This is a genomic window from Streptomyces sp. SudanB182_2057 (genome assembly GCF_964272715.1).
GTDB classification, from domain to species: domain Bacteria; phylum Actinomycetota; class Actinomycetes; order Streptomycetales; family Streptomycetaceae; genus Streptomyces; species Streptomyces rubradiris.
In genome coordinates this window covers 5480872-5496319 of sequence record NZ_OZ186798.1, presented here as the reverse complement: position 1 = coordinate 5496319, position 15448 = coordinate 5480872, and the positions used below count along the sequence as shown (strand labels likewise).

General features: G+C 74.0%; 7 protein-coding genes and 1 pseudogene. All 8 read right to left on the bottom strand.

What is annotated here, in order from left to right; genetic code table 11:
- Positions 1-32: 32 nt before the first annotated feature.
- Positions 33-4645: pseudogene (locus ACSURM_RS24240) on the bottom strand (Rne/Rng family ribonuclease).
- Positions 4646-4907: 262 nt separating this feature from the next.
- Positions 4908-5684, bottom strand: coding sequence for a TIGR03936 family radical SAM-associated protein (locus ACSURM_RS24235; RefSeq protein WP_436957874.1), 777 nt, complete (start codon positions 5682-5684; stop codon positions 4908-4910).
- 48 nt (positions 5685-5732) lie between these two features.
- Complete coding sequence (locus ACSURM_RS24230; RefSeq protein ID WP_436957873.1) at positions 5733-6779, bottom strand: hypothetical protein; 1047 nt, start codon at positions 6777-6779, stop codon at positions 5733-5735.
- A gap of 86 nt (positions 6780-6865) precedes the next feature.
- On the bottom strand, positions 6866-8194 hold the full coding sequence (locus ACSURM_RS24225; protein ID WP_436957872.1) for a vanadium-dependent haloperoxidase: 1329 nt from the start codon (positions 8192-8194) through the stop codon (positions 6866-6868).
- A 178-nt stretch (positions 8195-8372) separates the two neighbouring features.
- Positions 8373-10334 (bottom strand): TIGR03960 family B12-binding radical SAM protein, encoded by a 1962-nt coding sequence (locus ACSURM_RS24220; protein ID WP_436957871.1) that lies wholly within the window; start codon positions 10332-10334, stop codon positions 8373-8375.
- A gap of 70 nt (positions 10335-10404) precedes the next feature.
- The gene (locus tag ACSURM_RS24215; protein WP_436957870.1) at positions 10405-11907 is read right to left on the bottom strand and encodes a CHAD domain-containing protein; all 1503 of its coding nucleotides are present in this window, start codon (positions 11905-11907) and stop codon (positions 10405-10407) included.
- 60 nt (positions 11908-11967) lie between these two features.
- A complete protein-coding gene (gene rodA, locus ACSURM_RS24210; RefSeq protein ID WP_436957869.1) occupies positions 11968-13164 on the bottom strand; it encodes a rod shape-determining protein RodA in 1197 nt (398 codons plus the stop codon).
- The gene (mrdA, locus tag ACSURM_RS24205; RefSeq protein WP_436957868.1) at positions 13161-15419 is read right to left on the bottom strand and encodes a penicillin-binding protein 2; all 2259 of its coding nucleotides are present in this window, start codon (positions 15417-15419) and stop codon (positions 13161-13163) included. Before mrdA ends, rodA begins: the two co-directional genes overlap by 4 nt.
- Positions 15420-15448 lie beyond the last annotated feature (29 nt).

The window sequence follows — 15448 nt, the reverse complement described above, 5'->3', positions numbered from 1 at the left end:
GGGACAGGACCACACCCTGTACGGCGGCGCGATCAGTCGTCGGCGGCCGGGGCCGACGGCGCGGACTTCGCCGTCGACTTCGCGGCGGCCGTCTTGGCGGTCTTCGTCGCCTTCTTGGCCGTCGTCTTCTTCGCTGCCGTCTTCTTGGCCGCGGTCTTCTTGGTGGTGGCCTTCTTGGCCGCCGCCTTCTTCGCCGGCGCCTTCTTGGCCGCCGCCTTGCGGGCGGTCTTCTTGGCCGGAGCTGCCGCCTCGGCCTCCTCGGCTGCCTCGGTCACCGGCTGCTCGGCCACGGGGGCTTCCGCCGCCGTGCCCTCGGGCGCCGGGGCCTCGGCCGCCGGAGCCGCCTCGGCCGCCGCCGACGGGACGACCACCACGGCCGCCTCCTCGGGCGCGGTCGGCGCGGTGGCCTTGCGCACCGCACGGCGGCGCGGGCGGGCCGGCGCCGGGGCGCTCTCGGCCGCCGGCTGCCCGGCCTCCGCCGGCTGCTCGGCCTCGGCCGGGGCCTCGGTGACCGGAGCGGGCCGCTCCGCCGGAGCCTCGGCCGCGGGCGCGGTCTCGGACACGGTGACCACGGCCGCCTCGGCACCCGCGGGGGAACCGGCCGGGGCCGACGCCTTCCGGGTCGCCCGGCGGCGCGTACGGCCCTTGGGCGCGGCCTCCTCGGCGGCCGGGGCCTCGGCCTGCGGCGCCGGGACCACCTGGTCCTCGACGGCCGCCGGCTCGGCCAGCGCCTCGGCGCCGGCTCCGGCCGCACCGGGCGCGCCGCCGCCTCCTCGGCGGTGACGTCCTGGGCGGTCGGCGCCTCGGGCTCCGCGACCGGCTCCGCCACGGCCTTCTCCGCCTTGCGGCGGGCCTTCTCCGGCTTCTCAGTCCGCTCCGGCTTCTCGGGCCGCTCCGCCTTCGGCGCGCCGGCCGGAGCCGACGCCCGGCGGCTCGCCCGGCGGCGGCCACGGCCACGGGTGGCCGCCGCCTCCGCCTCGGCGACGCTGCTGTACAGCTCCTCGTCCGCCGCGAAGTCGGGCGCGGGCAGGGCGACCGGCTCGGCGGCCTCGGCGGCCACCTCGGCGGCGGACTCCACCGCGGGCGTGACGGGCGTGCCGGCCTCCACGGCCACGGCGGGGGTCTCGTGCACGTGCTCGTGCACCGGCTCCGCCGCCTCGGCGCCCCGGCCGCCGCGCTTCTTGCGCTTGCCGCCGCCACCGTTCGCGGTGGCCTGGTCCAGGTGGACGATGACACCGCGGCCGTTGCAGTGGACGCAGGTCTCGGAGAAGGACTCCAGCAGGCCCTGGCCGACCCGCTTGCGGGTCATCTGCACCAGGCCCAGCGAGGTGACCTCGGCCACCTGGTGCTTCGTACGGTCCCGGCCCAGGCACTCCAGCAGGCGGCGCAGCACCAGGTCGCGGTTGGACTCCAGGACCATGTCGATGAAGTCGATCACGATGATGCCGCCGAGGTCGCGCAGCCGCAGCTGGCGCACGATCTCCTCGGCCGCCTCCAGGTTGTTCCTGGTGACCGTCTCCTCCAGGTTGCCGCCCTGGCCGGTGAACTTGCCGGTGTTGACGTCGATGACGACCATCGCCTCGGTCCGGTCGATCACCAGCGAACCGCCGCTGGGCAGCCAGACCTTGCGGTCCAGCGCCTTGGCGAGCTGCTCGTCGATCCGGTAGGTGGCGAAGACGTCGACCTCGCTCGTCCACTTCGACAGCCGGCCGGCCAGGTCCGGGGCGACGTGCGAGACGTAGCCGTGGATGGTCTGCCAGGCGTCGTCGCCGCTGACGATGACCTTGGTGAAGTCCTCGTTGAAGATGTCGCGGACGACCCGGACGGTCATGTCCGGCTCGCCGTACAGCAGCGTCGGGGCGTTGCCGCTCTTGGCCTTCTTCTGGATCTCCTCCCACTGCGCCTGGAGCCGCTCGACGTCACGGCGCAGCTCGTCCTCGCTCGCACCCTCGGCGGCGGTGCGCACGATCACGCCCGCGTCCTCGGGGACGATCTTCTTGAGGATGGTCTTCAGCCGGGCCCGCTCGGTGTCGGGCAGCTTGCGGCTGATGCCGGTCATCGAGCCCTCGGGCACGTACACCAGGTAGCGGCCCGGGAGGGAGACCTGGCTGGTCAGACGGGCGCCCTTGTGACCGATCGGGTCCTTGGTGACCTGCACCAGGACGGACTGGCCGGACTTCAGAGCGGACTCGATGCGGCGCGGACCGCCGGACATGCCGAGCGCCTCGAAGTTGACCTCGCCGGCGTACAGGACGGCGTTGCGGCCCTTGCCGATGTCGATGAAGGCGGCCTCCATCGACGGCAGCACGTTCTGGACCTTGCCCAGGTAGACGTTGCCGACGTACGAGGTCGACTGCTCCTTGTTGACGTAGTGCTCGACGAGCACGCCGTCCTCCAGGACGCCGATCTGCGTGCGGTCGCCGTGCTGGCGGACCACCATGACGCGCTCGACGGCCTCGCGGCGGGCCAGGAACTCGGCCTCGGTGATGATCGGGACGCGCCGACGCCCCTGCTCGCGGCCTTCCCGGCGGCGCTGCTTCTTGGCCTCCAGCCGGGTCGAGCCCTTGATGGACTGCACCTCGTCGGACGGCTCGCTGGGCTTGCGCGGCTCGCGGACCTTGACGACGGTGCGCTCCGGGTCGTCGGCGGACGGCTCGGCGTCGAGGCCACCGTCACCGGCCCGGCGACGGCGGCGACGGCGCCGGCGGCTGCTGGAGCTGGACCCGGCGGGCTCGTCGGCGTGGCCCTCCTCGGCGTCCTCTTCCTCCTGCTCGGCGGTGTCCTCGGCGTCCTGCGCGGCCTGCTCGGCGGCCAGTTCGTCGGCGTCGGCGTCCACGCCCTCGCCGTCGGCGGCATCACCGCGCCGGCGGCGGCGTCCGCCCCGGCGGCGACGGCGGCGGGAGCCGGACTCCTCGTAGCCCTCGGCGCCCTCGGTGTCGTCGCCCTCCTCGCCCTCGGCGAGGTCCTCGGCGGACTCGGGGGCCTCCTCGGTCTCCTCCTCGGCCTCCTCCGGCTCCTCGGCGGCGGTCTCGACCGGACGGGTCTCCTCGGCGGCACCGCGGCGGCGCCGACGCCGGCGGGTACCGGTCTCGGCGCGCTCCTCCGCGTACTCCTCGGGCTCCTCGGGCTCCTCCACCTCGGCGGCCTCGGCCGCGGCCTCGGCGGCGGCCCGCTCCGGGGTCTGGAACCGGGGCTCGGTGAACACCGGCGCCTGGAACACGGCGACGGCGGGACGGGCGGGGCGGCGCTTGCCCTTCGTCTCCGCGGGCTCGGCGGCCTCGGCGGGCTCGGCGGCCTTGGGCGCGGCGGGCCGGGCGGGCTCGGCGAACCCGGACGCGGCTCGTACGACCCGGCGCCGGGCGCGGCGCGGCGCGGCGGCCTCGGCGGCCGGTTCGGGGATCTGCGGGGCCTGGGCGGCGCCGGCCGGCTCGGTGGTGTGCGTGGTCACGGGGGCCTCCGGCTCCGCGGGGGTGGCCGGAGTCCGCTCCTCGGCCCGGTTGGCGGCGGGGGCCTCGGCGGCCTCCTCGCCGGCGGGCGCGGAGACCCGGCGGGTGGCCCGGCGCCGGGTACGGCGCGGGGCGGCCTCCTCGACGGGTGCCTCGGCAGCCTCCTCGACGGGCGTTTCGGCGGGCGTCTCCCCAACCGGCTCCGCCTCGGCGGCGGGCGCCTCCTCGGCGGCCTTGGGCGCACCGGCGGGCGCGGACGCACGACGGGTGGCCCGGCGACGCGGACGCGCGGGCGCGGCCTCGGCGGCCTCCTCCACGGCGTCCTCCTGCGGGGCGGCAGCGGCGGGCTCGGTCACCTCGGCGGCGGGCGCCTCTTCGGCGGCCTTGGGCGCACCGGCGGGCGCGGACGCACGGCGCGTGGCCCGGCGACGCGGACGCGCGGGCGCGGCCTCGGCGGCCTCCTCCACGGCCTCCTCGGCGACCGGCTCCTGCGCCGCTTCCGGGGCAGCGGCGGCCGGGGCGGCGGTCTGGGCGGCCGGGGCGGGCGTCTCGGGGGCCTCGGCGGCGGCCGGCGCACCGGCGGGGGCCGACACGCGGCGCGTGGCCCGGCGGCGCGGACGCGCGGCGGGAGCGGCCTCGGCGGGCGTCTCCGGCGCGGCGGCCTCTGCGGCCGGGGCGGTCTCAGTGGGCGCCTCGGCGGCGGGCGTCCCGGTGGCGGCGGTCGGCGCGGACGCGCTGCGCGTGGCCCGGCGGCGGGTGCGGCGCGGCGCGGCCTCCTCGCCGACGACGACCGCTCCGGCCTCAGCGACGGCGGGGGCCGTCTCGGCGGCGGTCGCGGCCGGGACCACTGTCTCGGCGGCCTCGGCGGCCTCGCCGGACACCGGCGAACCGGCGGGCGCCGACACCCGGCGCGTGGCCCGGCGACGCGGGCGCGCGGCGGGCGTCTCCTCGGCCGCCTGGGGCTCTTCGGTCACCCGCGCTTCTTCGGCAGCGGTGGCCTGGCCGTCCTCGACCACCTCGGCGACCTCGTCGGTCTCCGCGGCCGGTATGGCCGGCGCGGTGACCTCGGCGGGCGCCTCGGCCGCCGCGGCGGGCGGGCCCGCCGGGCGGGAGGCGGCACGGCGGCGCCTGCGCGGCGGCAGGGTGTCGCTGGGGGTGTTCAGTTCGGAACCCTCTTGGGGTTCGTTCGGTCCGAGCATGCGGGCGTATCTCCCGTCAGGCTCCCGGGCGCCGCACCTGGTCCGGCGCCGGTCTCAGGGGACCGTCCGCCGTTGACGTCCGCGGCCCGCGCGATGCGCGGTGGCCGCCGTCCGGGGCGCGGGCGCCGCACGGGAGCACTCTGTGTCCTGTCTCGCCGGTTCCGTACGCCTTGTCGGTACGGCCTGGCGAAAGTCTTCTGGTCGGTGCGCTGCCCGACCCAGGTGGCTCCCGAGTACGAGGGCGGCGCTACGACGTCCGTCCCTACGCGGGACCTTCCGGCATGGGCGCCGTCGCGGCGGCGGCCGGTTGGGCCGTCAGGGCCCCGGCAGCCTCGCGGTCGGGCGCGAGCGGGTCGGTCACCGTGCCGGTCTCTTCATCGAACAGCCCCTGCGCCAGCCTGGTCACCGCTGCGGGGACCGGCGGCGCCAGGTCGGCCACGGCGCGGAGACCGGACAGGACGTCGTCGGGTCGTACGGCAGGCGTCACGTGCCGAACAACCAGCCGCAGTATCGCACAGGGCCGGTCGCTCGGCCTATCAGCCGGAGCGCCGTGCGTTTCCAGGCTCACCACCGCCGGGCGGGCGTCGAAGGTGCGGACGCCGTTCTTCGTCATCCGCTGCACCTCCACGGCCTCGGCCTTGGTGAAGGCCTCGACCGCGCGCTCGGCGTCGGCCGGCTCCACGCCGTCCAGCCGCAGCTCCCAGACGGAGGCCGTCAGCCGGTCGGCGAGGCCGGAGGTCCGTGCCTCGACCGCCTCGACGATGTCGAGCCCGGCGGGCAGCGACTCGTCGAGGAGGGCGCGCAGGGTCTCCGGGTCGCGCGGTGCGGTGAGCGCGATCTCCAGGTACTCCGCCTCGCTGCCCGTGCCGGTGGGTGCGGCATTGGCGTACGACACCTTGGGGTGCGGCGTGAACCCGGCCGAGTACGCCATGGGCACCTCGGCGCGGCGCAGCGCCCGCTCGAAGGCGCGCTGGAAGTCTCGGTGGCTGGTGAACCTCAGGCGGCCGCGCTTGGTGTAGCGCAGGCGAATGCGCTGCACCGCGGGTGCGGGCGGCGGGCCTTCGGGCTGTCGCTTGCCCAGTGTCGCTCAGTCCTTCGTGAGTGCGGTCGTACTCCTACCAAGAGTACGTGTGTCGCGGGCCACGGGTTCCCGCCGGTCCACCGGGGCCGGCTGCCGGGGGGTGCCGAAGAGCATCCGGCGGAACTCGGCGCGGGCCTGGCGCAGCGTGTCGCGGGCCGTGGTCACCACCTCCCGGGTAACCCGCCCCACCGCGCGTACGCCCGCGGCGACGGGCCGCAGGACGGCGGCGCGCACGGCGTGCCCGACCGGCGTGAGGACGGTGCGGTACACCCAGCGCACCGGCTCCACGACGATCCACCGGAAGAGGGTGCCGAGGGCGCGTCCGACGGCCCGGGAGATCCGCCCGGCGATCCGCCAGGCGTGTCCGAGGGCGTCCCGTACCTCGCGGGCGACGAGCGCCAGGAACCGGCCGACGGGCGCGAGCACCCAGCGCCACAGCGCGAGCGCGGGCAGGACGAACAGCACCCGGGCGGTCCAGTACAGGGCCAGGCCGATCCCGGTGACGAGGAGGCCCAGCAGCCAGGCGAGTCCTCGCGCGCACCAGGCGACGGCCCGGCCCACAGGGGCGAGGAACCAGGTGTGGAGCCACCGCGCGGGGACGACGACGAGGTACCGCGCCAGCCAGGCCAGCGCCCGCCCGACGGGCACCAGCACGCGCGCGTACACCCACGCGAGCCCGGCGCCGATCCCGCGCGCCATCCGGACGAGGGCGTGTCCGACGGGGGTGAGGACGTACCGGTAGCACCATACGGCCGGTACGACGACGAGGACCCGGCCGAGCCAGGCGAGCGCCCTGCCGAAGGGGACCAGGAGGTACCGCCACAGGGCCACGAAGGGCCAGACGAACAGGGCCCTGCCGATCCACAGAAGGGCCCGTCCGAGTGGTTTGAGCACGGTGTCCCGCAGAAGCCGCCCGGTGACGACGAGCGCGTCCCACACCATCCGCACCGGCACGACCAGCACCAGGACGACGATCCGCACGGGCAGGCGGACGGCGACGACGAGGCACCCTGCGGGCTCCCGGCGCGGCTCCGGCGACTTCTGAAGATCCATGCCCGGAAAGACGCACGGACCGGCCGATCGGATGCGGCACTGTCATGTTCACCGCGACACAGTGCCGTGCCGTCCGGCTCCCTGGTTCAGCCGGCGGTGCCGTGCCCGGCGACCGGCCGGAAGTAGCGCTCCAGCGCCCAGGCGGCCAGGCGGGTGCCGGCCCGGCGGCCGTCGGCGTCCGCCGTGCGGGAGTGCACGCCGGCCCACACGCGGGCGTCGACGACATCCCGGTTGAGGTCGTCGGCGCTCCGGTAGTACCGGGTGGTGCCGGTGACCTCGGAGGGGACGTCGAGGTCGATGCGCGAGGTGCCGAGGACACCGGTCAGGGCGCGCACCACGGCGGCGGCGACGGTCGTGTGGCCGGCGAGGTAGTCGGGGTGCGGCGGGGTGGGGAGCAGGGGCTCCCAGTCCGGGTCGGGCGTCGTCGCGGGGTTGCCGTCGGTGCCGGCGAGGCGGATGGCGGTGATCGGCCGCCAGAAGGCGTAGTGGAGCTTGGCGTCCCACGCGGTGACGACGGCGTCGGTCGCCGCCGCGTTCACGGCGGCGAACAGCCGGGCCGTCCGGGCGATGCCGAGCCGGTGCCGGGCGGCGTGGTCCCGTACGGCCGCCTGGACCTGCGCGACCAGGTTGCCGCCGAAGAAGAGGGCGGTCTCGGTCTGCCGCGCGGTCCTGCCCGAACCGGTCTTCGCGCCCATGACCTTCAGCTCCCGGACGTCCTCGGCGTAGGCGGCCGAGGACAGCGCGGGCGGTCCGCCGGGGCGGAACTGCCGCGGCGAGGTGAGCAGCAGGGGGCGGAGCCTGGCGAGCCAGGTGTCGATGAAGGGCTGGAAGGCGGGCGGGGTGGGCCGCCAGACGCCCGGTGCCGGAGAAGCGGTGTACGGGACGTCCGCGAACCTGCCGTCCCCTTCCCGGAGTTCGATGACGCGGGCGGCGGCGCGCTCGCCGTAGCGCACGCCCCGGTCCCGGGCGGGACCGGCCGGGAGGGCGGCGAGCGAGTCCGCGTAGGCGGTGTCGAGCCGCTCCTCGAAGGCGGGGAAGTACGCGAGCAGTACGTCGTGGGCCGCGGTGGCGGCGGCCGCCGCGGAGGATGCCCCGGCCGGGCCGTGCTCACGCCACTTGTACAGGGCGTAGCCGCCTTCGATCCCCACCACGGCGTTGTACACGGCGACGGAGACGAACCCCTGCCAGATCGCCGCCTGCCCGGAGGGGCGCGGGCCGAGGCTCGTCGTGATCGTGTCGGTGGCGATGGCGTTCCACTCCCGGACCACGGCCGCCGGGTCGGCCGCGGTCCGGGGACCGGCGTCGGGCGGAGCCGTCGCGGCGGTGAGCGAAACCAGCACGGCGGCCACGGCGGCGCAGGTGAAGGCCCGGACACGGGAACGCGGCGGAACGGGGGCAGGAGGCTCTTGGTACACGGGCGTGCTCCCTGGCGTCGAGTGCCCAAGGACTAACAGCGGCCCCTCGCGCGGACAAGACAACGCGCCGCGACCGGCCGGGCACCGGACCCGCTTGTACGCCACCGGACGCCGCTGAGCCCCCTTCCCGGCCGGGAAGGGGGCTCAGGGGCCACGCGGACGCGGGGCGCGGGCGGCCTCAGTGCGAGTGGCCGCTCGCCGCCGGTGTCGGACCCGCGTTCTTCACCGTCAGGGGCAGCAGCTTCTTGCCCGTCGGGCCGATCTGGATGTGGGTGTCCATCTGGGGGCAGACACCGCAGTCGAAGCACGGCGTCCAGCGGCAGTCCTCGACCTCGGTCTCGTCGAGGGCGTCCTGCCAGTCCTCCCAGAGCCAGTCCTTGTCCAGGCCGGAGTCGAGGTGGTCCCAGGGCAGGACCTCCTCGTAGGCGCGCTCCCGGGTGGTGTACCAGTCGACGTCCACGCCGAAGGGGGCGAGGGCCTTGTCCGCGCACGCCATCCAGCGGTCGTAGGAGAAGTGCTCGCGCCAGCCGTCGAACCGGCCGCCGTCGTCGTACACCGCGCGGATCACCGCGCCGATGCGGCGGTCGCCGCGGGAGAGCAGGCCCTCCACGATGCCGGGCTTGCCGTCGTGGTAGCGGAAGCCGATCGAGCGGCCGTACTTCTTGTCGCCGCGGATCTTGTCGCGCAGCTTGGCCAGGCGCGCGTCCGTCTCCTCGGCCGACAGCTGCGGCGCCCACTGGAAGGGGGTGTGCGGCTTGGGCACGAAGCCGCCGATGGAGACCGTGCAGCGGATGTCGTTGGAGCCGGAGACCTCGCGGCCCTTCTGGATCACGCGGGTGGCCATGTCGGCGATCTGGAGGACGTCGTCGTCGGTCTCCGTCGGCAGGCCGCACATGAAGTACAGCTTCACCTGGCGCCAGCCGTTGCCGTACGCCGTCGCGACCGTACGGATCAGGTCCTCTTCCGAGACCATCTTGTTGATGACCTTGCGGATGCGCTCCGAGCCGCCCTCGGGGGCGAAGGTCAGACCGGACCGGCGGCCGTTGCGGGTCAGCTCGTTGGCCAGGTCGATGTTGAAGGCGTCCACGCGGGTGGAGGGCAGGGACAGACCGATCTTGTCGTCCTCGTACCGGTCCGCGAGGCCCTTGGCGACGTCGCCGATCTCGCTGTGGTCGGCCGAGGACAGGGACAGCAGGCCCACCTCCTCGAAACCGGTCGCCTTCAGGCCCTTGTCGACCATCTCGCCGATGCCCGTGATGGAACGCTCGCGCACCGGACGGGTGATCATGCCGGCCTGGCAGAAGCGGCAGCCGCGCGTGCAGCCGCGGAAGATCTCCACGGACATCCGCTCGTGGACGGTCTCCGCGAGCGGCACCAGGGGCTGCTTCGGGTACGGCCACTCGTCCAGGTCCATCACCGTGTGCTTGGACACCCGCCACGGCACGCCGGAACGGTTGGGCACCACACGGGCGATCCGGCCGTCCGGCAGGTACTCCACGTCGTAGAACGCCGGGACGTACACCCCGCCCGTCCTCGCGAGGCGGAACAGCACCTCCTCGCGGCCGCCGGGGCGGCCCTCGGCCTTCCACTCGCGGATGATCCGGGTCATGTCGAGGACGGCCTGCTCGCCGTCGCCGATCACGGCCGCGTCGATGAAGTCGGCGATCGGCTCCGGGTTGAAGGCCGCGTGACCGCCGGCCAGGACGATCGGGTCGTCCTCGGTGCGGTCCCGGGACTCCAGCGGGATGCCCGCCAGGTCCAGCGCGGCGAGCATGTTCGTGTAGCCCAGCTCCGTGGAGAAGCTGAGGCCGAACACGTCGAACGCCTTGACCGGGCGGTGGCTGTCCACCGTGAACTGCGGGACGCCGTGCTCCCGCATCAGCGCCTCCAGGTCCGGCCAGACGCTGTAGGTGCGCTCGGCGAGGACGCCCTCCTGCTCGTTGAGGACCTCGTAGAGGATCATGACGCCCTGGTTGGGCAGACCCACCTCGTACGCGTCCGGGTACATGAGCGCCCACCGGACATCGCACTCGTCCCACGGCTTGACCGTGGAGTTGAGCTCTCCGCCGACGTACTGGATCGGCTTCTGCACGTGCGGGAGCAGAGCTTCGAGCTGCGGGAAAACCGACTCGACAGGCATCTCGCGAACCTTCATGAGCTGACAGGGGGGACCATCAAGCCTAACCCGCCCGGCGGGTCGCCCCGCACGCTCAGCCGGGCAGCCCGTCGGCGATCTTCTTCCACCGCCCCTCCAGCTCCGCCTCCAACCGGGCCGCGCGGGCCTCCTCCCCGCCGTACAGCAGCCCGTAGGTGAACGCGCTCTCCCCCGCCGCGTGGGCCACCGCGGCCAGCTCGCGCAGGGTGTGCCGGGCCATGACGCCGTCCTGGTGGTCGCCGAGCAGGGTGGTCAGGCCCTTCATGGCCTTGGTGAGGGCACGGGCGGGGCGGCCCAGGGCGTCGGTGGCGGCCTCGGCGGCGTAGCGGGTGCGCTTGGCCTTCTTGCGGGCCTCGTGCAGCGCGCGGTCGCGCTCCGGTCCCGGCGGCAGCGCGAGCGCGTGCTCCATCAGGGCCGCCAGCTTCCGCTCGTCCTTGCGTACGGCCTTGGTGAGCGCCTTCCGCGGTTTGCGTCCGGCCGCCGCGCGCAGCGGAGGGTCGGCGAGCAGGGCGTCCAAGGCGTCGAGCAGGGCCAGATAACGCCGGGAGTCCAGGACGCCGGTCAGATGGGCGTGGGTGCCGTGGCGGGCCTCGGCCCAGGCGGTGAGCCGTTCCGGGACGGGACCGGTGACCAGGGCGGGCGGGAGCGCGTCGAGAGCGCTCGTCAGCCGGTCGGCCAGCACCTCCCGGTCGCGTTCGACGCCCAGCTCGCCCGCGAGCCACTTCAGCTCGGCGCCCACGGGGCCGGTGACGGCCCGGTCGAGGACGCCGGTGAAGCTGCGCAGGGTGGCGCGGGCGCGGCGGGTGGCGACCCGCATCCGGTGCACCGAGTCGGGGACCCCGCGGCGCACGGCGGGGTCGAGCGCGACCAGCGCGTCCCGCTGGGCGCGCAGATAGGCGAGGACATGGTCGCCGGCGGTCGCGGGCGCGGCGGGTCCGGCCGGCTTCCCGGGGTCCGGCGCGGTCTCCGCCAGGGCGCGGGCGAGCTTCGACGCGGCGGCGGACGGCCGGACCCCGGCCTGGCGCAGCCGCTTCTCCAGCCGGTCGAGCAGGGCCGGGTCACCGCCGTCGGCCAGTTCGACCTCGATCTCGGTCCACCGGGCGGTCCCGCCGGGGCCGGTCAGCCGCTCGGCGGTCACGGTGTCGACGCTCGCCTCGGCCAGCAGGGCGCCCCGCGCGTCGACCAGGTGCCGCACGTCCCGCGCCGAGCGCAGCCGGACCAGCGGCACCAGCGCGCGGTCGCGGACCCGGGAGCGGACGAGGGCGGCGATCTCCTCGGGCACGCTGTCGCCGAGCGGGGCCCGGATCTCGTCGCGGACCCCGGGGGCGACGGGGAACTTCAGGTGCCACCCGGCGTCCGAGCCCCCGGTGCGCCGGCGCAGCGTGAGCGAGTCACCGGCCAGGCGTTCGTCGGCGGTGTCGTAGTACGTGGCGTCCAGTTCGGCCACGCCCCGGTCGAGGACGGCGGCCACCGGACCGACGCCGGTCAGGTCGGGCAGGTCGGGCAGATCTCCGTCGGCTTCGTACTTGCGCTCGATCTCGCGTTTCGTGTCCGCCATGTACCGAATCTAGTGGCGGCGACGCCCCCGCGGCAGAGGGCACCGCCGCCACCGGGAGGTCTACGCCGACATCGGCCGCTGCACCTTGATCGACTGGAGCAGTCCCACGGCCACCCACACGGCGAACATCGACGAGCCGCCGTACGACACGAACGGCAGGGGCAGACCGGTCACCGGCATGATGCCGAGGGTCATGCCGATGTTCTCGAAGGACTGGAAGGCGAACCAGGCGACGATCCCGGCGGCCACGATCGTCCCGTACAGCTCGGTCGAGTCGCGCGCTATCCGGCAGGCGCGCCACAGCAGCAGCCCGAGCAGGAAGATGATGAAACCGGCGCCGACGAAGCCCAGTTCCTCCCCCGCGACCGTGAACACGAAGTCCGTCTGCTGCTCGGGCACGAACTGGCCGGTGGTCTGCGAGCCGTGGAACAGGCCGGCCCCCGTCAGACCGCCGGAACCGATGGCGATGCGGGCCTGGTTGGTGTTGTAGCCGACGCCCGAGGGGTCCAGGTCCGGGTTGGCGAAGGCCGCGAACCGGTTGATCTGGTACTCGTCCAGGATGTGCAGCTGCCAGATCGCCACGCAGCCGATCACCCCGGCGGCGAGCAGGCCGAACACCCAGCGGTTGGAGGAGCCGGAGGCGAGCAGCACGCCCAGGACGATCGCCACCATGGCCAGCACCGAGCCGAGGTCGGGCATGAGCAGCAGGATCATGACCGGGACGGCGGCCAGGCACAGCGACTGGAACACCGTCCGGTGGTCGGGGAACGGCTTGTCGCCCGCGTCCACCCGCGCCGCCAGCAGCATGGCCATGCCCAGGATGATCGAGATCTTGAGGAACTCGGCCGGCTGGAGCGAGAAACCGCCGATGACCAGCCAGTTGCGCTGGCCGTTGATCGTCGCCCCGAGCGGGGTGAGGACGACCAGGGCGAGGAGCACCGACAGGCCGTAGAGGATCGGCACGGCGTTGCGCAGGGCGCGGTGGCCGAGCCAGATCGTGGCGGTCATCAGGGCGATCCCGATGCCGAGGTTCATCAGGTGCCGCAGCAGGAAGAAGTACGGGTCGCCCTGGTTCAGCTCGGTGCGGTTGCGGGTCGCCGAGTACACCAGCAGCGAGCCCAGCAGGGACAGCGCGGTGGCCGCGAACAGGATCGGCCAGTCCAGCCGGCGGGTGAGCGAGTCGCGGGCGAAGAGCCTGGCCCAGCCGGGCCGTTCGGGGCCGTACCGGGAGACGGAGAAGCTGTTCGTGCCGGTCATGAGGGCATCCTCCGCCTTCCCCGGGCCCGGTGCCCGCGGCGCCTGCGGGTGTCGCGGTTGCCGGTCGTGGGCGACGGCGTGGTGCCCGCGGGCTGCTGGTCGTCGCCGCCGTTGGTCGGGTTGTCCTTCTGGGCGGTCTCGGTGTCCTTCGCCGGGTCGCCGGCGATCTTCGGGGCGGCGATGGTGCCGTCCGTGCGGACCTTGGGCAGGCCCTTCTGCGGCTCGGGCAGCAGCGCCTTCTTGTCGTCGATGGAGCCGTCGCCCTGGACGCCGTAGAGCGCGCTGTAGATGTTGCGCACGGCCTCACCGGAGGCGCCGGAACCCGTACCGGCCTGGGCGATCGTCATGATCACCGTGTAGTCCTTCGAGTAGGTGGCCAGCCAGGACGTGGTCTGCTTGCCGTAGACCTCCGCCGTACCGGTCTTGCCGTGCAGCGGGATCTTGTCCTGGGGCCAGCCGCCGAACTTCCAGGCCGCCGTACCACGGGTCATGACGCCCGCGAAGGCGTCGTCCATGCCCTTGAGGGTGGCCTGGCTGACCGGGAGCTTCCCGCGCTTCTTCGGCTCGATCTCCCGCACGGTCTTGCCGTCGGGGCTGATGACCGCCTTGCCGATGGTCGGCTGGTACATCGTGCCGCCGTTGGCGACGGCGCCGTAGATCACGGCCTCCTGGATCGGCGTGACGAGCGTGTCGCCCTGGCCGATGGAGTAGTTGATCGAGTCGCCCTCGCGCATCTTGTTGCCTTCGAGGCAGTTCTCGTAGGCGATCTTCTCGACGTACGAGCCGTCCTTCTTGCCGGTCTTGCACCAGGCGTCCTTGTTGGCCTCCCAGTACGCCTGCTTCCAGCGGCGGTCGGGGACGCGGCCGGTGACCTCGTTGGGCAGGTCGATGCCGGTCTCCTTGCCGAGGCCGAACTGGTGGGCGGCCTTGTAGAAGTAGTCCTTCGGGGTGCCCTTGGGGTTGCTGCCGCCGTCCCTCTTCCACTCCTTGTCGGCCAGGTAGTAGAAGACGGTGTCGCAGGAGACCTCCAGGGCGCGGCCCAGGGAGATGGGGCCGAAGTTCTCGCCCTCGAAGTTCTTGAAGACCTGGTTGCCCACCGAGTACGAGCTGGTGCACGGGTAGCGCCCGTCGAAGGCGTAGCCGGCCTCGACGGCGGCGGCCGTGGAGATCACCTTGAACGTCGAACCGGGCGCGGCCTGACCCTGTATGGCCCGGTTCAGCAGCGGGTAGTCGGAGTCCTTGCCGGTGAGGGCCTTGTAGTCCTTGGCGGAGATGCCGCCGACCCAGACGTTCGGGTCGTAGGTCGGCGCGGAGGCCATCGCGACGATCCGGCCGGTCTTGGCCTCCATCACGACCACGGCACCGGAGTCGGCCTTGTAGTTGGTGCCCGTGATCTTGTCGTACTGCTGGCGGGCGACCTTCATCGCCTTGTCCAGTTCGTACTCCGCGACCCGCTGGACGCGGGAGTCGATGCTGGTCACCAGGTTCGCACCGGGCCGCGCCGCCTCCGACTCGGCCTTGCCGATGACCCGGCCGAGGTTGTCGACCTCGTAGCGGGTGACGCCGGCCTTGCCGCGCAGCACCTTGTCGTACGTCCGCTCCAGGCCGGAGCGGCCGACCATGTCGGAGCGCAGGTACGGCGAGTCGGTGTCCTTGGCCTGCTGGATCTCCTCGTCGGTGACGGGCGAGAGATAGCCGAGCACCTGCGCGGTGTTGGACTTGCCGGGGCCCGGGTAGCGGCGCACGGCCTCGGGTTCGGCGGTGATGCCGGGGAAGTCCTCGGAGCGCTCACGGATCTGCAGGGCCTGCTGGGGCGTGGCCTCGTCGGTGATCGGGATCGGCTGGTACGGCGAGCCGTTCCAGCAGGGCCGGGGGGTCTTGGCGTCGCACAGCCGGACCTTCTGCGTGACCTCCGTCGGGTTCATGCCGAGGACGCCGGCCAGCTTGGTGAGGACGGCCCGGCCGCCGTCCTTCTGCTTGGTCAGCTCGGTGCGGGAGGCGGAGACCACCAGCCGTGTCTCGTTGTCCGCGAGGGGCACGCCGCGGGCGTCCAGGATGTCCCCGCGCACGGCGGGCTGGACCACCCGCTGGACGTGGTTGCCGGACGCCTCCTTCTGGTACTCCGCGCCCTCGCGGATCTGGAGGTACCACAGCCGGCCGCCGAGCGTGCCGAGGAGGGAGAGGACGAGGATCTGGATCACGACGAGCCGGATCTGGACCCGCGGGGTCCGACCGGTCTCGGGAATGTTGGTCACTGCGGCTGTCTCCCCCTCTCAGTGCGCGG

Excerpts from the sequence above, each read along its gene's own strand:
- ACSURM_RS24230 (WP_436957873.1), bottom strand. The coding sequence starts at position 6,779 with ATGGATCTTCAGAAGTCGCCGGAGCCGCGCCGGGAGCCCGCAGGGTGC.
- ACSURM_RS24220 (WP_436957871.1), bottom strand. The coding sequence starts at position 10,334 with ATGCCTGTCGAGTCGGTTTTCCCGCAGCTCGAAGCTCTGCTCCCGCAC.
- ACSURM_RS24215 (WP_436957870.1), bottom strand. The coding sequence starts at position 11,907 with ATGGCGGACACGAAACGCGAGATCGAGCGCAAGTACGAAGCCGACGGA.
- rodA (WP_436957869.1), bottom strand. The coding sequence starts at position 13,164 with ATGACCGGCACGAACAGCTTCTCCGTCTCCCGGTACGGCCCCGAACGG.